The following is an 18,722-nucleotide window of genomic DNA, read 5'->3' as shown; positions in this document are numbered from 1 at the left end:
CTGACCCGGCCCGGGTCGGCTCAGGACTCGGGTCGGTTCAGGACTCGAGCTCGGCGATAGCCTCGGCCAGCCACTCTTTCTCCGCGGTGCCCGTCGCGCGGGCGATCCGCAGCATGCCGCGCCGGAAGAGGTCGTCCTCCTGCTCGGCCCGCACCGGTGTGCCGTCGCGGTAGAAGAAGCTCGCCGGGGTGAGCAGGAAGTCCTGGCGGCGGCGGAGTACGGCGGCCTGCTCGCGGCGGTCCGGCAGCGTGCCCAGGAACGCGAGCAGGGTGAAGAAGCGCTGCCCGTCGGTGATGTCGGCGTCCTTGGGGTGGCGCAGGCGCTCCAGCAGGTCGGCGCGGCCGTCGTCGGTGAGCGAGAGGATGCGGCGCGGGGCGGCGCCGGTGCCCGGTTCGGTGCGCTCGGCGAGCTTGCCGTTCTTGATCAGGCGGTTGATCGCGGGGTAGAGGGCGCCGTCGCTCACCGGGCGGACATGGCCGCTGAGCCCCTTGATGCGGGCCTTCAACTCGTAGCCGTGCAGGGGTTCCTCGGCGAGGAACCCCAGGATCGTCAACTCCAGCAACCGTCGCTCCTGCCGCTTGTCCGCCGCTGTCCGTCGCTTGTCCGGGTGTGTGCGGCCATGCTATCTCTGTTCGCTGTACCTCGATTAGAGGTAGCGCGATGAGAGGTAACACGAACAGAAGGGGAGTTCATGGCTGCTCAGACGGCCCGGGCGCATCGCAAAACACTCATATCGCTCGCGTATCCCGTGTACTTCGAGCTGCTGGCCGCCGTAGCAGCCGGGATCGTCAACATGGTCTGGGTCGCGCGGCTCGGCGGCTCAGCCGTCGCGGCCGTCGCCGTCGCGACCAACATCGAGAACGTGCTGCTCGGCGTGGCCCTCGTATTCGGTTCCGGGACGACCGTGCTGGTCGCGCGGGCGCGCGGGGCGGGCGATCCGGTGGCGGCGCGGTCCGCCGTACGCGGCGGTTGGGCACTGTGGGCCCTGCTCACGCCGGTGGTCGCGGTCGGCGGGTTCCTGCTGCGTGAGCCGCTCGCCCGGCTGCTGCTGGGCGGCGGCGATGGACCGGCGGTCGGCCTCGCCGTGGCCTATCTGGCAGTCTCGTTGCCGGGTACGGCCGTCTTCTTCGCCCAAGTGCAGCTGCACGGGGTGCTCAAGGGCGCGGGCGACACCCGTACGCCGATGCGGCTGGCGTTCTGGACCAACGGGCTGATCCTCGTCCTCGACCCGCCGCTGATCCAGCTCTACGGAGTCCAGGGAGCCGCCGTCGCCACGGTCGTCGGCCGGTCCGTGGCGTTGGCCTGGGGTTTCCTGCTGCTGCGCCGGGGCGCCGCGCTGCGGGCCTCAGCGGTGCCCGGGGGCGGCCGGGCGCTGCTCGGCGCGGCGCGGCGGACCCTCGCGACGGGGCTGCCGATGTCCGCCGACTTCACCGTACGGATGGCGGGCTCGCTCGCCCTGGTCGCGGTCGTCGCCAGGATCGGGGTGACGTCAGTGGCCGCGTACGGGATCGCGACCAAGGCGATGTACCTCGCGACGATGGCCTTCTACGCGGTCCGCCAGGCGGCGTCCATCCATACCGCCCACCTGCTCGGTGCGGGCCGCGACGAGCGGCGCCAGATCGGGCGGCAGGCAGGGATCGTCTCCGCGGCGGCGGGTGCCTGCTGCGCCGTGATGCTGCTGGTGCTCGCGCCCGCCGTGCTGTGGGCGTTCGGCGCCGGGCCCGAGGTCGCGGACGCCGGGGTGCTGTTTCTGCGGTGCCTGGGCCCGTATCTGGTTCTGCTGGCCTGGTTCATCGCGCTCGGCGGGGTCTTCGAGGGCAGCGGCGCGGCCCCGGTGCTGCTGCGGATCACCGTGCTCGGCGTGGCCGTTCAACTGCCGCTCGCGTATGCGCTGTCAGGTCTCGGTCTGCCGGGGGTCTGTCTGGCGATGGCGCTCGCGATGGCCGTGCAGTGCGGGGTGCTCGCCCGGTGCTTCCGGCGCGCCGTGCGTCAGGAGTCACTGTCTGCCGCCACAGGCGGCGGCAGGCCAGCAGGGTCGCGGCGACCAGCAGACCGTTGCGGACGAACAGGAGCAGGACGCCGCGCCAGTCGCTGGACACGACGTGCGCGAACCAGATCGGGAACTCCCAGAACGTGACCGCGGTCGCGGCCAGCGTCAGGGCGGCGGGCAGCGCCATCCGGCTGGAGCGGAACGTCAGGCACACCGCCGCGAGTCCGACCAGCCACAGGAGGTACTGCGGGCTGATCACCCGGCTGGTCACGGTGAAGAGCAGTACGGCCGCGAACGCCGCGTCGCACAGGGTGCTCGGCACCCAGGTGCGGGCCCGCAGGCGCCACAGCAGCAGCCAGCCGAAGGCCAGTGCGGACAGGGCCTGCGCGGCCGCGCTCACCAGCGGGACATGCGGGCCGAGGAACTCCACCGAGCCGTAGTTGAGCAGTACCTCGCCCTGCCAGCCGAAGTGCCGGGCGACATGGAAGACCAGCGCGCCCAGCGACTCCACCTCGGTGCCGCGGTCGCGCTGGAAGTCCAGGAACGCCAGCGACCCCGGCATCGCCGCCGCGAAGACCAGCGTCAGCGTGCCCGCCGTAGCGGCCGCCGTGGCCCACGCCTGGCGGGTGTCACGCCCGCGCGCTGTGCCGACCAGCAGCAGTACCGGCCACACCTTCAGCAGCGCCCCGAACCCGGCCAGCGCGCCGAGCACGCGCGGATGCCGGGCGCCCGCGAGCAGCGCCAGTACGGCCACGGCGGTCACCATCAGGTCGTACCTGGCATAGGCGGTGGGCCCGAGCAGCGGCACCCCGGCCACCCAGACCCAGGCGCCCGCCCGCCGCTTGCCCGGCCGCCCGCCCGCGTACAGCAGCAGCCCGAGCACCACGGCGTCGCAGAGGCAGACCAGGACGAAGAAGGCGGTGGTGTAGTCGAGGAACGGGAGCGTGGCGGGGGAGAGGATGGCGAGCGCGGCGGCCGGCGGGTACTGCCAGGCGACGTCGTCCAGCGGGAACGTGCCGGTGCGCAGGATCTCGAACCAGTTGTGGTAGATCACCGAGACGTCGCTGGTCACGTCGGGGCCCGGGACGACGAACACCTTGAGGACCCAGAGCAGGAGCAGGGTCCGGGTAGCCGCCCAGGCCGCCACGAGCCAGACCGGCCCGGGAATCCGCCTCGCACCCGCCATGCACACCTCGTCCGGTCCGTCCGTACCGCCTGCGCCGCCCGCGCCCATCATGCCGGGCACCCCTCATCATGCCGGGCGGCCCTCGACGAGAGCGTAAGGCGCGGGGTTCGGTACTGTCGGCGGCGATGCACAAGACCCTGATCGTGACCAACGACTTCCCGCCCCGCCCCGGTGGTATCCAGGCCTTCCTGCACAACATGGCGCTGCGTCTGGACCCCGAGCAGCTCGTCGTCTACGCCTCCACCTGGAAGCGCGGCCGCGAGGGCGCCGAGGCCACCGCCGCCTTCGACGCCGAACAGCCCTTCACCGTCGTACGCGACCGTACGACCATGCTGCTGCCCACCCCGCGCGTCACCCGCACCGCGACCCGGCTGCTGCGCGAGCACGGCTGTACCTCGGTGTGGTTCGGCGCCGCCGCGCCGCTCGGGCTGATGGCGCCCGCACTGCGCAAGGCGGGCGCCCAGCGCCTGGTCGCCACCACCCACGGGCACGAGGCCGCCTGGGCCCAGTTGCCCGCATCGCGGCAACTGCTGCGCCGGATCGGCGAGTCGACCGACACACTCACCTACCTCGGTGAGTACACGCGCGCGCGGATCGCCGCCGCGCTGACCCCCGAGGCCGCCGCGCGCATGGTCCAACTCCCGCCGGGCGTGGACGAGAAGACCTTCCACCCCGGGTCGGGCGGCGACGAGATCAGGGCCCGGCTCGGGCTGAGCGACCGGCCCGTCGTGGTCTGTGTGTCCCGGCTGGTGCCGCGCAAGGGTCAGGACACGCTGATCCAGGCGATGCCGCGCATCCTCGCGCAGGTGCCGGACGCGGTCTTGCTGATCGTGGGCGGCGGCCCGTACGAGAACGACCTGCGCAGCCTGGCCGAGACTCACCGGGTCGCCGACTCGGTGCGCTTCACCGGGGCGGTGCCGTGGGAGGAGCTGCCCGCGCACTACGGCGCCGGCGATGTCTTCGCGATGCCGTGCCGTACGCGCCGGGGTGGTCTCGATGTCGAGGGGCTCGGCATCGTCTACCTGGAGGCGTCCGCCACCGGGCTCCCCGTGGTCGCGGGCGACTCGGGCGGCGCCCCGGACGCGGTCCTGGAGGGCGAGACGGGCTGGGTGGCGCGCGGTGGCAGCCCTACCGACGCGGCCGAGCGGATCGTGACGCTGCTGAAGGACCCGGAGCTGCGGCAGCGGATGGGGGAGCGGGGCCGCGAGTGGGTCGGGGAGAAGTGGCGCTGGGACCTGCTGGCAGAGCGCCTGAAGGAACTCCTGTGAGTTGACGCGACCTGACGCCACCTGACGAGAAGCGGCCAGCAGCGGTCAGAAGTGACGAGAACGGGCGGTGGNCGACGGCGGGGGCGAGCGCAGCGCCGCTCGGCGGCGCAGGCTACGGCGGGCACGCGGGCCCGGCCCAGGGCTCTGCGGGCGTGGGGGCGCGCCGTGCGGTGACGCCCGGGCCGTCCGCCTGTGTGTTCGCGCCGCGCGGCGCGGGGGCACTAGGCCGCGCGTGCGGCACCGCACCACGCTGTGACGCGCAGGCTGTCCGCCTGCGCGCTCGTACCGCATCGCTGGGTGGCACCCGGCCGCGTGTGTGGCCGTGCGCGGCCGCGCGGCGCGGGCATCGCACCGCAGCGCGTTCCGTGCGTTCGCTCTGCGCCGCACGGTGCCACCCGGCAGCGCACGGCTCCGTATCGCGGACACCGCCCCGCGTCGTGGCGCGCAGCCGGTCCGCCCGCGTGCTCCGTACGCTGCCACCCCGGCTGGGCGTGCGGTACCGCACAGCTCCCCGGCACGGGCACCGCACCGCAACGCGTTTGCCCGCGTGCACGCTCCGCGCCGCACAGTGCCACCCGCCGCCTGCGGTAGCGAACGGCTCCGCATCGGGGACAACCCCGCACCGCGTCGTGGCGCGTAGCCGGTCCGCCCGCGTGCTCCGCACGCTGCCACCCCGGCCGCGCGTGCGGCACCGCACAGCCCCCCGGCGCGGACATCGCATCGTGCCGTGTCTCGCAGCCGGTTTGCCTGTGCGCTCGCTTCCCAGCCCGCGGTGCTGCCCCGGCCGGGCGTGCGGCATCGCACAGGTCCCCGGCGCGGGTACGGCACCGCAACGCGTTCCGTGCGTTCGCTCTGCGCCGCACGTTGTCCCCCGGCAGCGCACGGTTCCGTATCGCGGACACCGCACCGCACAGCCCCCCGGCGCGGGCACCGCACCGCAACGTGTTCGCCCGCGCGCTCGCCGCGGGTGCCACCCGGCCGCGCCCACGGCACCGCACGGCTTCGCGGCGTGGGGGAGGGCCATGCTGTCCCACCCGCGCTGACCTGTACCGTTCACCCCCATGCGTACCCTCCTGGTCACCGGACCCGGCGGCTCAGGCCGCACCGCCGCGGCCGCGGGCACCGCACTCGCCGCCGCCCGGCAAGGGCACCGCACGCGGGTTCTGAGCGCGGACCGCGACGACAGCCTCGGCGCCGCCCTCGGCACGGCCACCGGACCGGAACCCGTGACCGTCGCACCGCACCTCACCGCGGTCCGCGTCGACCCGGCCGCGCACTCCCGCGCCGAACTGCTCGACCTGCAGGACCGCGCGGCCGGTGCCCTCGACCTGCTGGGCGCCCAGCGTCTGGAGGGCGAGGAGCTCACCGAGCTGCCCGGCGCCGACCAGCTCGCCCTCCTCAAGGCCCTGCGGAAAGCCGCGGCCGACGACCAGCTCGACCTGCTGGTCGTGGACCTGCCCCCGACGCAGCAGGCCCTGGCCCTGCTCGCCCTCCCCGCGCAGCTGCGCCGCTATCTGCGCCGACTGCTCCCGCCCGAGCGGCAGGCCGCCCGCGCCCTGCGCCCGATGCTCGCCCAGCTCGCCGGGGTGCCGATGCCCGCGCAGTGGCTGTACGAGACCGCCGCCCACCTCGACGAGCACCTCGCCGCCGTGCAGGCCGTGATCGAGGCCGACACCACCGCCGTACGCCTGGTCGCCGAGCCGGGCCCGGCGGGCGCCGACGCGGTCCGTACCGCGGCCACCGGGCTCGCGCTGCACGGACTGCGTACCGAGGCCCTGGTAGCCAACAAGGCGCTCCCCGCCGACTCCGCCGACCCCTGGCTGGCGGCGCTCATCGCCCAGCAACAGAAGGCGGTGGCGGAATGGCGCGGGGCCGGTACGGCGTACGAGATCCACGAGGTGGCGCATCTCGGGCGTGATCCGCGCGGCATCGACGACCTCGCCTCTCTCGGCCTCCCCGAGGTCCGCACCGAACCCGGACCCGCCCCCTGGCCCGTCGACGACCGGCTCGCCGACGACGGGGTCCTGGTGTGGCGCATCCCGCTCCCCGGCGCCGTACGCGAAGAGCTCGACCTGATCCGCCGCGGCGACGAACTGGTCGTCACCGCGGGCCCGTTCCGCCGCGTCCTCGCGCTGCCGTCCGCGCTGCGCCGCTGCGGTGTCGCCGGGGCAGGACTGCGCGACGACGAGCTCGCCATACGCTTCGCACCGGACCCCGAGCTCTGGCCGCGCGGCCACTGAACGGACCCCGGGAGACCCGTGAACGGCGTGCCGCCGTTCGGGTAACGTCGACAGTACGTACTGGAGACTCGCCGCAGGAGCCCGCCATGAGCGACACCGAGCGCCCCATGCCCGATTCCGGTGACGCGGCCGAAGCCGCCGAGCCGGTCGAGGCCCCCAAGCCGGTCGACGCCGAAGCCGACGCCTGGGCCAAGGCCTGCGCCGAAGACCTCGCCGCCGAACAGGCCCGCCACCGCGCCCAGTACGGCACCCCGCCCGGGTCCGCCGCCGAGGAGCTGCGCAAGCTCTTCGACGCCGTAGCGGACAAGGTCGGCTCACTGCAGGCGCCGATGGCCGGTATGGCAGCCCAGAGCGCGGTCAACGAGCTGATCAACCAGGCGAAGTCCGCCGTCGAACCGGTCATCCAGCGCAACCCCGAGGTCTTCGACCACCTCGCGGCGGCCGGTTCCGAGCTGCTCGCCGCCTACCGCTCGGCCGTCGAGAACCACGAGCGGCGCTGGGCGGCCAAGGACACGACGGACCCCAGGGACCAGGGCCCCGGTGGCGGGGAGCACATCGACCTGGACTGAGGCCTCCCCTTGGCCAAGACTTCCCCCGCACGTCGCTTGTGCGGCCCTTGTACGTAGCTTGGACACAGGAGAGGGCCCCAGGTCGCCTCGGGTACGGTGGGCACCAGCGGGGCTGGACCTATAACTGAGGGACTCATGGGACTCACCATCGGCGTCGACATCGGCGGCACGAAGATCGCGGCCGGAGTGGTCGACGAAGAGGGCGCCATCCTCGAAACACACACGGTGCCCACCCCGCCGACCGCCGAAGGCATCGTGGACGCGATCTGCGCGGCCGTCGCGGGGGCGGGCGAGGGGCACGACATCGAGGCCGTCGGCATCGGCGCGGCCGGATACGTCGACGACAAGCGCGCCACCGTGCTCTTCGCGCCGAACATCGACTGGCGGCACGAGCCGCTGAAGGACAAGGTCGAGCAGCGGATCGGGCTCCCGGTCGTCGTCGAGAACGACGCCAACGCCGCAGCCTGGGGCGAGTACAGGTTCGGCGCGGGCCAGGGCCACGAGGACGTCATCTGCATCACCCTCGGCACGGGCCTCGGCGGCGGCATCATCATCGGCAACAAGCTGCGCCGCGGACGCTTCGGGGTGGCTGCCGAGTTCGGGCATGTCCGGGTCGTGCCCGACGGCCTGCTGTGCGGCTGCGGCAGTCAGGGCTGCTGGGAGCAGTACGCGTCCGGGCGCGCCCTGGTCCGCTACGCCAGGCAGCGCGCCAAGGCGACGCCGGAGAACGCCGGGGTGCTGCTCTCGCTGGGCGACGGCACGCCCGAGGGCATCCAGGGCAAGCACATCTCGCAGGCCGCCCGGCAGGGTGACCCGGTCGCCGTCGACTCCTTCCGGGAGCTGGCCCGTTGGGCGGGCGCGGGCCTGGCCGACCTGGCCTCGCTCTTCGACCCGTCGGCCTTCATCGTCGGCGGCGGTGTCTCGGACGAGGGCGACCTGGTCCTGGACCCGATCCGCAAGTCCTTCAAGCGCTGGCTGATCGGCGGCCAGTGGCGGCCGCACGCCCAGGTCCTCGCGGCCCAGCTCGGCAACAAGGCCGGTCTGGTGGGCGCGGCCGACCTGGCCCGACAGGGCTGATCCCGCTCCGATACGGATCCGCGCCCGCCGCGCCCCATGGGGGAGCGGCGGGCGCTGTCGTATCTTGATCCGCATGGATAAGAGGGGCAGCGCGAAGCGCTTCAGTACAGGGGCGGTGGTGGGAGACGGGCGGGCAAGCCCCGCCAGCCGTCCGCTCAGCCCACTGCCCAACTCCTGGACCGAGCCCGATGGTTCGGCCGTGGTCCGGGTGCTCAGCTACAACATCCGCTCGATGCGCGACGACACCGCCGCACTCGCCCGGGTGATCAGCGCCTGCGCCCCCGATCTGGTCCTGGTCCAGGAGGCGCCGCGGTTCTTCCGGTGGCGCAAGTACCTGGCCCGGCTCGCGGCCGCGTCGGATCTGGTGGTGCTCTCGGGCGGTGCCACCGCCGCGGGGCCCGCGCTGCTGTGCTCGCTGCGGGCCACGGTGGAGCGCACCGAGGACGTTCTGCTGCCACTGACACCGGGGCTGCACCGACGCGGCTTCGCGACCGCGGTCGTACGCTTCGGGGATGCCCGGGTCGCGGTCCTGAGCTGCCATCTCTCGCTGCAGAAGGACGAGCGGTACGCACAGGGCGGGATGCTGCTCGACCAGCTCGCGGCGCTCGGCACCCCGCACGTGATCGCGGGCGGCGACCTGAACGAGCGGCCTGGCGGGCGTACGTTCAAGCGCCTCGCGGGCGAGCTCCAGGACTGCTGGGCGGTGCGGCCCTGGGGCGGTGAGTACACCTCGACACCGGCCGATCCGCATCAGCGGATCGACGCGGTCTTCGCCACGCCGGGCGTCGAAGTCCTGGGCTGTGGTGTGCCCGTGGGCCTGCCCGGCGTCAGCGACGCCGACCTGCGGGCGGCCACCGACCATCTGCCGGTGCTGGCCGCCCTCAGACTGCCCGCCACGCCCGCCGAGTGACCCCCTCGGACGAGGTGCCGCTCAGACGACGGCGAGGCTTGGACGACCGCGCCGCGTAAACCATCGCGCCGCGCAGACGACCGCGCCGTCTAGACGACCGCGCCGCGGCCGGGGTCGTCGTGCTCGTCGTCGTCGCCGTTCATCCGGTAGACCAGCGTGGCGAAGCCGCCGATGAAGCCGCCGACGCCGAGCGTCGTCAGCCACCAGGTCATCTCCCAGCCGAGCAGCACGGCGAGCAGCATCAGCACCGGCCCGCCGATGACCGCGAGCCAGGCGAACTTGGCCGTGGCGTCGGCCTCCGGCAGCGGCGGCGGCTCCGGCGGGACGAAGTGGCCCTCGTCCTCCGGGTCGAGGTCGTCCCCGCCCTTCTTGGCCGGTTCGGAGGTCTCGGGCAGCGCGTAGTCACGCGGTCCGACACCGGGCGCGAAGGTCACCGAGCCGCCGACGGGCCGGCCCGCGTCCGCCTCGGGGTCCGGGTCGGCGGCGGGCTCCGGCTTCACGTCGTTGGTCTCGGTGGTGAGCCCCGCCATGTCCTCGATCGACTTGAAGGGCTTGGCGCCCGGCGGGTCCGGCGGCTCGTCGCCGTACCCCGCCACGATGGACGCCCAGGCCGCGTCCTCGTCCAGCGGTCTGCCGTTGTTCTCGTCACGGTCCTGGTCGTGCTCAGCCACCGGTGGACGTCCCTTCCTTGCCGACACTGGGCGCGAGCCGGCCGAGGAATGCGTAGCTCTCCTCGAAGATCCGGTCCGCGTCGTGGTCCAACGTCGCCACGTGGTAGCTCTGTTCCAGCAGGATCTCGGTGACGTCCCTGGAGGACACCCGGCTGAGGATGCGCGCCGAGTCGGCCGGCGGCACCACATGGTCCTGGGGGCTGTGCAGCAGCACTATCGGCTGCGTGACCTGCGGCAGCTCGGCGTCGACCAGCTGGAAGAACTTCCGCAGCGAGTGCGCGGCGTGCAGCGGCACCCGGTCGTAGCCGACCTCCTCGCTGCCCTCCTTGGCGATGTCGCTGGCGATGCCCTTCGTCGTCCGTACGAAATGGCGGGCGATGGGAAGGGCGTGCGCGGCCGCGCCGGGCACCTTGTTTCCCGGGTTCACCAGGACGAGGCCCCGCACCGCGGCGCCGTGCTTGGCGGCCAGCCGCAGGGCGAGCGCCCCGCCCATGGACAGGCCGAAGACGAAGACCTGGGAGCAGCGCTCGGTCAGGGCGCGCAGCTCGCGGTCCACCTCCGCGTACCAGTCCTGCCAGCCGGTGAGCTGCATGTCCTGCCAACGGGTGCCGTGCCCCGGCAGCAGCGGAAGGGAGACGGTCAGGCCGCGGTCGGCCAGATACTCCGCCCACGGGCGAAGCGACTGCGGAGAACCGGTGAAGCCGTGACAGAGAAGAACGCCGACCTCTCCGCCCTCGTGGCGGAACGGCTCGGCTCCAGCGAGGACCGGCACCTTCGGTCTCCTGTTCGTGAGGCTGTGACGAGAGGGATGTGTTAACGGTACGCGACCGGACTGACACCGACCAGGGCCGTCGCCACCCGTCCTGACCCGTCCTGACCCGTCCCGCGCGTCCTCGGCGAACCCGTGCGCGGCTCCCGGAGAGAGCGTCCGCCCGCCACGGGTTAAGGTCGGTGCCACGGAACAGAAAGGCACAAGCGTTGATCTACGGCGTCATGAAGCTCACCGTCGGCGGGTCCCTGAAGACGGTGTTCAGGCCCTGGGTGGAGGGGCTTGAGAACATTCCCGCCGAGGGGCCGGCGATCCTCGCGAGCAACCACCTCTCGTTCTCCGACTCCTTCTTCCTCCCGGCTGTACTCCACCGCAAGGTGACCTTCATCGCGAAGGCCGAGTACTTCACCACGCCGGGTGTGAAGGGCAAGCTGACGGCCGCCTTCTTCAAGGGCGTCGGGCAGCTCCCGGTGGACCGCTCCGGCGGGCGCGGCGCGGGCGAGGCCGCCATCAAGAGCGGTATCGAGGTCATCGAGCGCGGCGAGCTCTTCGGGATCTACCCGGAGGGCACCCGCTCCCCGGACGGCCGCCTCTACCGCGGCAAGCCCGGCGGCCTGGCCCGCGTGGCGCTCGCCACCGGGGCGCCGGTCATCCCCGTCGCCATGATCGACACCGAGAAGATCCAGCCGCCCGGCAAGGTCAGGCCCAAGCTGATGCGCCCGGGGATCAGGATCGGCAAGCCGCTGGACTTCAGCCGCTACCACGGCCTGGAGAACGACCGCTTCATCCTGCGTTCGGTGACCGACGAGGTCATGTACGAGATCATGAAGCTCTCCGGCCAGGAGTACGTCGACATCTACGCGACCGCCGCCAAGCGCCAGATCGCCGAGGCCGCCAAGCAGCAGGCGGAGCGGGACAAGGCCGCGAAGGCGGCGAAGAGCGAGTCCGGCCCGACGGAGAATGCCGACCGGGCATAGCCGCGGCGCGGGAGCGGGATGGGGGGACATGGCCAAGCGGGAACGAGTCATGCGGATGTCGGTCGAGCTGCCGCTGTGGCGCGCGCTCACCGGCTATCGCGTCCTCACCATGCTCTACGCGATCGCGATCTTCCTGCACGCGCGCGACACGTACGGGCGCCCAGAGGTCGCGTACGTGTTCCTCGCGGTGCTGGCCGTCTGGACGCTGGCCACGCTGCCCAGGGTCGCGGGCGCCGCGAGCTGCACCAAGCGGTTCCTCACCGCCGACCTCACGGTCGCGCTCACCGGCATCCTGCTCACCCCCGTCGCCGTCCCCGGCCGCGAGGGCGGGCCGACACTGCCGTCCATATGGACCGCGGGCGCCGTGCTCGCCTTCGCCATCAAGGGCGGCTGGCGCTGGGCGGCGCTGGCCTCCTCGCTGGTGGCGGTCGCCAACATCGTGCAGCGCGGCGCGCCCACCAAGGACACCGTCCACAACGTCCTGCTGGTCTGCATCGCGTCCATCGCCATCGGCTACGTCGTCGAGGTGGCCCGCGCCTCCGAGCGCACCCTCGCCCGCGCCCTGGAGATCGAGGCGGCGACCCGCGAGCGGGAGCGGCTCGCCCGCGACATCCACGACAGCGTGCTGCAGGTGCTCGCCATGGTGCAGCGGCGCGGCAACGCGCTCGGCGGCGAGGCGGCCGAGCTGGGCCGAATGGCGGGCGAGCAGGAGGTCGCCCTGCGCACCCTGGTAGCCGGGGGCCTGGTGCCCGCGTCCCGCGCGTCCGACGACGCCTCGCAGGGCGCGCTGGTGCGTGAGGTCGAGGTGGCGGAGGACCCCGCGGCGCAGGACAACACCGGGCCGTGCGATCTGCGGACCCTGCTCTCGCCGTACGCGGGCTGCCGGGTGACTCTCTCGGAGCCGGGCGCCCCGGTCCTGCTGCCGCCCGCCGATGCCAGGGAACTGGCGGCCGCTGTCGGTGCCGCACTGGACAATGTCCACAGACATGCGGGGGACGACGCCCAGGCCTGGATCCTGGTCGAGGACTGGACGGACGAGGTGATCGTGACGGTACGGGACGATGGTCCGGGCATCCCGGAGGGCAGGCTCGCCCAGGCGGAGGGCGAGGGCCGCCTCGGTGTCGCCCTGTCGATCCGCGGCCGGCTCCGGGACATCGGGGGCACGGCCGAGCTGATCTCGGTCCCTGGCCAGGGCACCGAAGTAGAACTGAAGGTCCCACGGGGGAAGGCAGCACGGACATGAGCGAGCAGCACCAGCAGATCCGGGTCATGGTGGTCGACGACCACCCGATGTGGCGCGACGCGGTCGCCAGGGACCTGGCGGAGGCCGGCCTGGAGGTGGTGGCCACCGCGGGTGACGGCGAGCAGGCCGTGCGCCGGGCCAGGGCCGCGGCCCCCGACGTCCTCGTACTCGACCTCAATCTGCCGCTCAAGCCCGGCGTCCAGGTGTGCAAGGAACTGGTCGCGGCCAACCCCGGCCTGCGCGTCCTGGTCCTGTCGGCCAGCGGGGAGCACGCCGACGTCCTGGAGGCGGTCAAGTCGGGTGCCACCGGCTATCTGCTGAAGTCGGCCTCCACCGAGGAGCTGATCGACGCCGTGCGCAGCACCGCCGTCGGCGACCCGGTCTTCACGCCGGGCCTGGCGGGCCTGGTGCTCGGCGAGTACCGCCGCCTGGCCTCCGCGCCGCCCCCGGCCGCCGCGGACCAGCCGGTGGCCCCCGAACTCACCGAGCGCGAGACCGAGGTGCTCCGCCTGGTCGCCAAGGGACTGAGCTACAAGCAGATCGCCGAACGCCTGGTCATCTCGCACCGCACCGTGCAGAACCACGTCCAGAACACCCTGGGCAAGCTCCAGTTGCACAACCGCGTGGAGCTCGTCCGGTACGCGATCGAACGCGGCCTCGACGACGCGTAATCCCGCACGAACCCTCCCACGAACCCTCGTACGGGTGAACGCGCGTGATCAACTCCCCTGTATTTCACCGGAATTGACGTACCGACCCCTCTTGAGTGACCTGGATCACCATTAGCGTGGCGGTCACAACGTCCAGGTGGTGAAGGGAAGATTCCATGCGGGTCGGAGTACTGACCGGGGGCGGCGACTGCCCCGGACTCAATGCCGTCATCCGGGGCATCGTCCGCAAGGGCGTACAGGAGTACGCCTACGATTTCGTCGGCTTCCGGGACGGCTGGCGCGGTCCTCTGGAGGGCGACACCGTCCAGCTCGACATCCCCGCGGTGCGCGGCATCCTGCCCCGCGGCGGCACGATCCTCGGCTCCTCGCGGACCAATCCACTCAAGGCCGAGAACGGCGTCCGCAGGGTCAAGGAGACCCTCGCCAAGCACGAGATCGAGGCCCTGATCACGATCGGCGGCGAGGACACCCTCGGCGTCGCGACCCGGCTGTCCGACGAGTACGGCGTCCCCTGCGTCGGCGTACCGAAGACCATCGACAACGACCTGTCCGCCACCGACTACACCTTCGGTTTCGACACCGCGGTCGGGATCGCCACCGAGGCCATCGACCGGCTGCACACCACGGCCGAGTCCCATATGCGGGTCCTGGTCGTCGAGGTGATGGGGCGGCACGCGGGCTGGATCGCCCTGCACTCGGGCCTGGCGGGCGGCGCCAACGCCATCCTCATCCCCGAGCAGCGCTTCGACGTCGAGCAGGTCTGCGGCTGGGTGCACTCCCGCTTCAAGTCCTCGTACGCCCCGATCGTCGTCGTCGCCGAGGGCGCCATGCCCAAGGACGGCGACATGGTCCTCAAGGACGGCACCCTGGACTCCTTCGGGCATGTCCGGCTCTCAGGTGTCGGCGAGTGGCTGGCCAAGGAGATCGAGCGGCGCACCGGCAAGGAGGCCAGGACCACGGTCCTCGGCCACATCCAGCGCGGCGGCACGCCCAGCGCCTTCGACCGCTGGCTGGCCACCCGGTTCGGGCTGCACGCCATCGACGCGGTGCGGGACGGAGACTTCGGCAAGATGGTCGCGCTGCGGGGCACGGACATCGTGCGGGTGCCGATGGCGGAGGCGACCGCGAAGCTCAAGACGGTCGACCCGGAGCTGTACGCCGAGGTCGGTGTCTTCTTCGGCTGAGGGGGCTGAGGGGCTGAGCGCTGCTGAGGGTGGCCGGGACCGGCCGACCCGGGCGGGCACGGCGGTGCTGTGGGTCGTATATTCGCGAATGATCGTGTGTTCGCGTCTATACGGCCCATAGTTCTTCGTACTCGTCAGTTCTTCTTACTCGTCGTCGTCCTTTGCTCGTCGTTGGGAGAAGTCGTGGAAATCCTGGCATTCGGTGTGCAGGCCGATGAACAGCCACTGATCGAGAAGGCCTTCGAGGGACACCACGATGTCCGCTGCCTCGATGTCTTCCTGAACGAGGACACCGCTCCCATCGCGACGGGCTACGAGGTCATCTCGACCAGCGTCAACGCCAGCCTGGGCAACCGCGTCCTGCAGACGCTGGCCGCCGGCGGAACGCAGATGATCGCCCAGCGCTCCACCGGCTTCAACAACATCGACCTCCAGGTCGCCGAGCGTCTCGGTCTCACCGTCGCCCGGGTCTCGTACTACTCGCCGTACTCGGTCGCCGAGTTCGCCTGGACGCTGGCGATGGCCGTCAACCGCCGTATCGTCCGCGCCTCCAACCGGACCCGCGACTTCGACTTCCGGCTGCACGGCCTGATGGGCCGCGATCTGCACGGCCGTACCGTCGGGGTGCTCGGCACCGGCAAGATCGGTGAGGCGTTCACCCGGATCGCCCACGGCTTCGGCATGAAGCTGCTCGGCTGGGACGTCGCGCAGAACCCGGCCTGTCTGGAGCTGGGGATGAAGTACGTCGAGAAGGAACGACTCTTCGCCGAGTCCGACCTGATCAGCCTGCACGTCCCGCTGCTGCCCGCCACCGAGCACCTCATCGACCGCGAGGCGCTGAAGAGCATGAAGGACGACGTGATCCTGGTGAACTCCAGCCGCGGCGGCCTGGTCGACACCGACGCCCTGGTCGCCGAACTGCGCGCGGGGCGCTTCACGGGCGTCGGCCTCGATGTGTACGAGGCCGAGGCCGGGCTCTTCTTCCTGGACCGGTCCCTGGAGGCGGTCCAGGACGACACGCTGGCCCGCCTGGTGACCTTCCCGAACGTCGTGGTCACCTCGCACCAGGCGTACTACACGGTGGACGCGGTCGAGCAGATCATCGCGACGACGCTCCAGAACGTCCTGGACTACACCGAGGGCCGCCGCTCCGAGAACGTCCTGGTCCCGGCGGCACCCAAGGCCGCCCCCTGACCGGGGCGCCCAGGTGGGCGCCCCCGGATGTCAAAGGCAGGCTCTCAGGGCCGCGCGACGGGCCGGGCGCCGGACACCGCGTCGAGCAGCTCCCGGACCAGCCCGGCGCCGCGGAGGGTGAGCACCGACTCCGGGTGGAACTGCACCCCGGCGAAGCCGGGCCCGCGCAGTGCGTGCACCTCGCCACTGGCTTCGTCCCGGCTGACCTCGACGCCGTGCGCCGCCAGTTCGGTCGCGGCCTCCGCGTCGCAGCGCGCGGTGAAGCTGTTGTAGAAGCCGACCGTCTCGGTCCGACCGAAGAGCCCGATGCGGGCCTGCGCCCCCTGGTACGGCACCTGCTTCCGGACGATCTCCAGACCCAGCTCGGCGGCGAGCAGCTCGTGCCCCAGGCACACACCGAGCAGCCCGTGCTCATGCCCGCGCACCAGCTCCGCCGCCAGCCCGCGCAGGAAGCGCATCTTGGGGTCGGCGGCATCGGACGGGTTCCCCGGCCCGGGGCCGAGCACCACCGGGCCCGGATGCGCGAGCGCGGCGGCCCGAAGGCCCGGCTCGTCGTAGCGCCGTACCGTCACCTCAAGGCCGCAGGAGCGCAGCAGATGCCCCAGCATCGCCGTGAAGGTGTCCTCCCCGTCGACCACCAGCGCGTGCCCCGCGACGGCCTCCGACCGCTCCTGCATCCGCAGCCAGAACGGCGCGAGCAGCGAGCGCCGTGAGTCGAGGGCCTCGCGCACCCGCGGATCGTCGGCCAGGGCGGGCGGCTCCTCGTCGGCCCGCGCCCGCCCTGGACGTACGCCCAGGGCCGCCAGGACGCCCGCCGCCTTGGCGTGGGTCTCGGCCACCTCGGAGTGCGGGTCCGAGTCGCGTACCAGGGTCGCCCCGACCGGCACCCGCAGCCGTCCGTCAGCGGAGATGTCGGCGGTACGGATCAGGATCGGCGAGTCCAGCGTCTGCGCGCCGCCCGCGTCCCGGGCGATCAGCGCCAGGGCCCCCGCGTAGTAGCCGCGGCCGCCGGGCTCGTACCGCTCGATGACCCGGCAGGCGTTCTGCACCGGCGACCCGGTGACGGTCGCCGCGAACATCGTCTCCTTCAGCACCTCGCGCACATCCAGCGAGGAGCGCCCGCGCAGCTCGTACTCGGTGTGCGCGAGATGGGCCATCTCCTTGAGCCGCGGCCCCACCACGACGCCGCCGCGGTCGCCGACCGTGCACATCATCTTCAGCTCTTCGTCGACGACCATCGACAGCTCCGCGACCTCCTTGGAGTCCGCGAGGAAGTCGAGCAGCCCCTCGGCCGTGGGCCCGTCGGCCGGGTAGCGGTAGGTGCCGCTGATCGGGTTCATCACGACCGTGCCGCCGCTGACCCGTACATGCACCTCCGGACTTGCGCCGACCAGGGTCCGCGTTCCGGTGTGCACGACATACGTCCAGTACGCGCCCCGCTCACCGGCGAGCAGCCGCCGGAACAGGGCCAGCGCGTCGGCCCGCCCGAAGCCGGGGATCTCACCCTCGTAGGTGCGGCGGATCACGAAGTTGGCGCCCTCGCCGCGCCCGATCTCGTCGTGGATCACCCGCTCCACGGTGTCCGCGTACGCCTCGTCGCTCACGTCGAAGGCCCCGCCCTCGACCCGCACCCGGTGCGCGGGCAGTTGCTTGAGAGCCTCGTCGAGCGGGAGCGTGTGCACCTCGTCGGCGGCCAGTACGGTCAGCGGGGTGCCGTCGTCGCGTACGTCGAAGCCGCGCTCCCTGATCTGCCGGAACGGCACCAGGGCGAGCACCGGAAGCTCCCGGTCCGGGATGTCGGCGAGCCGCTCGGCCTCGTGCACCTCGCCGATCAGCACCTCGACCGTGTCGTGATCGTGGCCGGGCGTACGGCGGCGCAGCAGGGCGAAGGGCGGGCAGTCGTCGTCCAGAAGACGCTCGATACGCATGGTGTTCCTTCCTGTCGGGCTTGTCGGCCCGAGGTGAGGAGGAACGGCCCGCGTCCGGAAACCTCCCCGGAACACACTGAAGGCCGCCCCTCGGGCGGCCTTCGCGATGCGGTGCTACGCGCAGTCAGTGGGCCGCCGGATGAGCGGTCCACCACCAAGTCTGGGTCGTCTGCGCGAACATGCTCCGCACCCTAGCGCATCGTCGGTGTGACTTCAGCGCCTCATCAGCACCTCTAGCGCTTCGTTCAGATACGCGGCGAACTCGTCCCCCGCGGGCAGCGCGGAGGGCACCGCGTGGCCGAGCTGGATGTGCCCCAGGTAGGCCGTGTACGCGAGCAGTCCGCGGCGGCGTGCCTCCGGTTCGGGGAAGCCGATGTCGGCGAAGAGGCGCGCGACATAGCCGACGCGGCGCTCGGTGACGCGGTGCAGCGCGTCGGCCACCTGGGGATGGGCCGCCGTGGCGAGCAGCGAGACCTCCAGCGGGTCGTCGTCGGCCGCGGCGAGCGCTTCGCGGAAGAGCAGCCGGAGCCGCTGCCTCGGGTCGGGCTCCGCCTCGATCTCGGTGATCATCCCCTCGGTGTTGGTCTCGGCCCAGCGCTCCAGCGCGGCCCCGATGAGCGCGTCCCGGTTGGCGAAGTGCCAGTAGAAGCTGCCCTTGGTGGTGCCGAGCCGGGTGGCGAGCGGCTCCACGGCGACAGCCGCGAGACCCCCCTCACCGATCGCGGTGAGTGCCGCGTCCGCCCAGTCCTGTGCGGTCAACCGGGGCTTCTTGTCCCGCTTCTGCTGCCGTTGCGCCATGACCATACGGTAGCGTACGGTAAACCATACGCCAGCGTATGGAGGTG

17 protein-coding genes and 1 pseudogene are annotated in these 18,722 nt (G+C 72.3%); 11 read left to right on the top strand and 7 right to left on the bottom strand.

Translation table 11 applies throughout. The features are described 5' to 3' along the window. Positions 1–37: 37 nt before the first annotated feature. Positions 38–562, bottom strand: a complete 525-nt coding sequence (locus tag U9R90_RS25745; RefSeq protein WP_411059050.1) for a PadR family transcriptional regulator — start codon at positions 560–562, stop codon at positions 38–40. A gap of 129 nt (positions 563–691) precedes the next feature. Here U9R90_RS25745 and U9R90_RS25740 point away from each other — a divergent pair. Further along, positions 692–1,828, top strand: a pseudogene (locus U9R90_RS25740) (MATE family efflux transporter); the annotation flags it as partial. A 19-nt stretch (positions 1,829–1,847) separates the two neighbouring features. Here U9R90_RS25740 and U9R90_RS25735 read toward each other — a convergent pair. Next, positions 1,848–3,176 (bottom strand): glycosyltransferase 87 family protein, encoded by a 1,329-nt coding sequence (locus U9R90_RS25735; protein ID WP_411059802.1) that lies wholly within the window; start codon positions 3,174–3,176, stop codon positions 1,848–1,850. A gap of 125 nt (positions 3,177–3,301) precedes the next feature. Here U9R90_RS25735 and U9R90_RS25730 point away from each other — a divergent pair, with 125 nt between their 5' ends. From U9R90_RS25730 to U9R90_RS25710, 5 genes are all read left to right on the top strand, one after another. Continuing rightward, entirely contained in the window at positions 3,302–4,444 is a 1,143-nt protein-coding gene (locus U9R90_RS25730) for a glycosyltransferase family 4 protein (RefSeq protein ID WP_411059049.1), read from the top strand. Positions 4,445–5,505: 1,061 nt separating this feature from the next. Next, positions 5,506–6,684 (top strand): ArsA family ATPase, encoded by a 1,179-nt coding sequence (locus U9R90_RS25725; protein WP_411059048.1) that lies wholly within the window; start codon positions 5,506–5,508, stop codon positions 6,682–6,684. 107 nt (positions 6,685–6,791) lie between these two features. Next, positions 6,792–7,253, top strand: a complete 462-nt coding sequence (locus U9R90_RS25720; protein WP_411059801.1) for a DUF5304 domain-containing protein — start codon at positions 6,792–6,794, stop codon at positions 7,251–7,253. Between the two features lie 135 nt (positions 7,254–7,388). Further along, positions 7,389–8,330 (top strand): ROK family glucokinase, encoded by a 942-nt coding sequence (locus tag U9R90_RS25715; RefSeq protein ID WP_411059047.1) that lies wholly within the window; start codon positions 7,389–7,391, stop codon positions 8,328–8,330. Between the two features lie 73 nt (positions 8,331–8,403). Continuing rightward, entirely contained in the window at positions 8,404–9,240 is an 837-nt protein-coding gene (locus tag U9R90_RS25710; protein WP_411059046.1) for an endonuclease/exonuclease/phosphatase family protein, read from the top strand. A gap of 89 nt (positions 9,241–9,329) precedes the next feature. On the opposite strand, the gene U9R90_RS25705 is transcribed toward U9R90_RS25710, so the two are convergent. Together U9R90_RS25705 and U9R90_RS25700 are read right to left on the bottom strand one after the other, a co-directional pair. Further along, the gene (locus tag U9R90_RS25705; protein ID WP_411059045.1) at positions 9,330–9,911 is read right to left on the bottom strand and encodes a hypothetical protein; all 582 of its coding nucleotides are present in this window, start codon (positions 9,909–9,911) and stop codon (positions 9,330–9,332) included. Further along, a complete protein-coding gene (locus tag U9R90_RS25700) occupies positions 9,904–10,683 on the bottom strand; it encodes an alpha/beta hydrolase (protein WP_411059044.1) in 780 nt (259 codons plus the stop codon). Before U9R90_RS25700 ends, U9R90_RS25705 begins: the two co-directional genes overlap by 8 nt. Before the next feature lie 221 nt (positions 10,684–10,904). On the opposite strand from U9R90_RS25700, the gene U9R90_RS25695 reads away from it, so the two are divergent. From U9R90_RS25695 to U9R90_RS25675, 5 genes are all read left to right on the top strand, one after another. Then, positions 10,905–11,657 carry a lysophospholipid acyltransferase family protein gene (locus tag U9R90_RS25695; protein WP_411059043.1) on the top strand — a complete coding sequence of 251 codons (753 nt, stop codon included), beginning with the start codon at positions 10,905–10,907 and terminating at the stop codon, positions 11,655–11,657. A gap of 28 nt (positions 11,658–11,685) precedes the next feature. Next, on the top strand, positions 11,686–12,900 hold the full coding sequence (gene macS / locus U9R90_RS25690) for a MacS family sensor histidine kinase (RefSeq protein WP_411059042.1): 1,215 nt from the start codon (positions 11,686–11,688) through the stop codon (positions 12,898–12,900). Then, positions 12,897–13,571, top strand: coding sequence for a response regulator (locus U9R90_RS25685; RefSeq protein ID WP_411059041.1), 675 nt, complete (start codon positions 12,897–12,899; stop codon positions 13,569–13,571). Before macS ends, U9R90_RS25685 begins: the two co-directional genes overlap by 4 nt. A 155-nt stretch (positions 13,572–13,726) precedes the next feature. After that, positions 13,727–14,755, top strand: coding sequence for a 6-phosphofructokinase (locus tag U9R90_RS25680; RefSeq protein ID WP_411059040.1), 1,029 nt, complete (start codon positions 13,727–13,729; stop codon positions 14,753–14,755). A gap of 183 nt (positions 14,756–14,938) precedes the next feature. After that, positions 14,939–15,949 carry a 2-hydroxyacid dehydrogenase gene (locus U9R90_RS25675; protein WP_411059039.1) on the top strand — a complete coding sequence of 337 codons (1,011 nt, stop codon included), beginning with the start codon at positions 14,939–14,941 and terminating at the stop codon, positions 15,947–15,949. Between the two features lie 44 nt (positions 15,950–15,993). Here U9R90_RS25675 and U9R90_RS25670 read toward each other — a convergent pair whose 3' ends face one another. The 3 genes from U9R90_RS25670 to U9R90_RS25660 form a co-directional block, all read right to left on the bottom strand. Beyond that, positions 15,994–17,877: an anthranilate synthase family protein gene (locus U9R90_RS25670; RefSeq protein ID WP_411059038.1), complete on the bottom strand. Its 1,884-nt coding sequence runs from the start codon at positions 17,875–17,877 to the stop codon at positions 15,994–15,996. Between the two features lie 124 nt (positions 17,878–18,001). Next, complete coding sequence (locus U9R90_RS25665) at positions 18,002–18,058, bottom strand: trp operon leader peptide (protein WP_355716996.1); 57 nt, start codon at positions 18,056–18,058, stop codon at positions 18,002–18,004. A gap of 32 nt (positions 18,059–18,090) precedes the next feature. Beyond that, a complete protein-coding gene (locus tag U9R90_RS25660; protein ID WP_411059037.1) occupies positions 18,091–18,681 on the bottom strand; it encodes a TetR/AcrR family transcriptional regulator in 591 nt (196 codons plus the stop codon). Between the last annotated feature and the right edge of the window lie 41 nt (positions 18,682–18,722).

The sequence above is a fragment of the Streptomyces sp. E11-3 genome (genome assembly GCF_046540415.1).
Lineage (GTDB): Bacteria > Actinomycetota > Actinomycetes > Streptomycetales > Streptomycetaceae > Streptomyces.
Note: the sequence above shows the minus strand (reverse complement) of the source record. Positions and strands in the feature narration are given on the sequence as shown.

Coding starts and splice junctions, on each gene's coding strand:
- U9R90_RS25660 (WP_411059037.1), bottom strand. CDS start 18,681: ATGGTCATGGCGCAACGGCAGCAGAAGCGGGACAAGAAGCCCCGGTTG.
- U9R90_RS25670 (WP_411059038.1), bottom strand. CDS start 17,877: ATGCGTATCGAGCGTCTTCTGGACGACGACTGCCCGCCCTTCGCCCTG.
- U9R90_RS25730 (WP_411059049.1), top strand. CDS start 3,302: ATGCACAAGACCCTGATCGTGACCAACGACTTCCCGCCCCGCCCCGGT.
- U9R90_RS25735 (WP_411059802.1), bottom strand. CDS start 3,176: ATGGCGGGTGCGAGGCGGATTCCCGGGCCGGTCTGGCTCGTGGCGGCC.
- U9R90_RS25685 (WP_411059041.1), top strand. CDS start 12,897: ATGAGCGAGCAGCACCAGCAGATCCGGGTCATGGTGGTCGACGACCAC.
- macS (WP_411059042.1), top strand. CDS start 11,686: ATGGCCAAGCGGGAACGAGTCATGCGGATGTCGGTCGAGCTGCCGCTG.
- U9R90_RS25715 (WP_411059047.1), top strand. CDS start 7,389: ATGGGACTCACCATCGGCGTCGACATCGGCGGCACGAAGATCGCGGCC.
- U9R90_RS25725 (WP_411059048.1), top strand. CDS start 5,506: ATGCGTACCCTCCTGGTCACCGGACCCGGCGGCTCAGGCCGCACCGCC.
- U9R90_RS25695 (WP_411059043.1), top strand. CDS start 10,905: ATGAAGCTCACCGTCGGCGGGTCCCTGAAGACGGTGTTCAGGCCCTGG.
- U9R90_RS25720 (WP_411059801.1), top strand. CDS start 6,792: ATGCCCGATTCCGGTGACGCGGCCGAAGCCGCCGAGCCGGTCGAGGCC.
- U9R90_RS25710 (WP_411059046.1), top strand. CDS start 8,404: ATGGATAAGAGGGGCAGCGCGAAGCGCTTCAGTACAGGGGCGGTGGTG.
- U9R90_RS25680 (WP_411059040.1), top strand. CDS start 13,727: ATGCGGGTCGGAGTACTGACCGGGGGCGGCGACTGCCCCGGACTCAAT.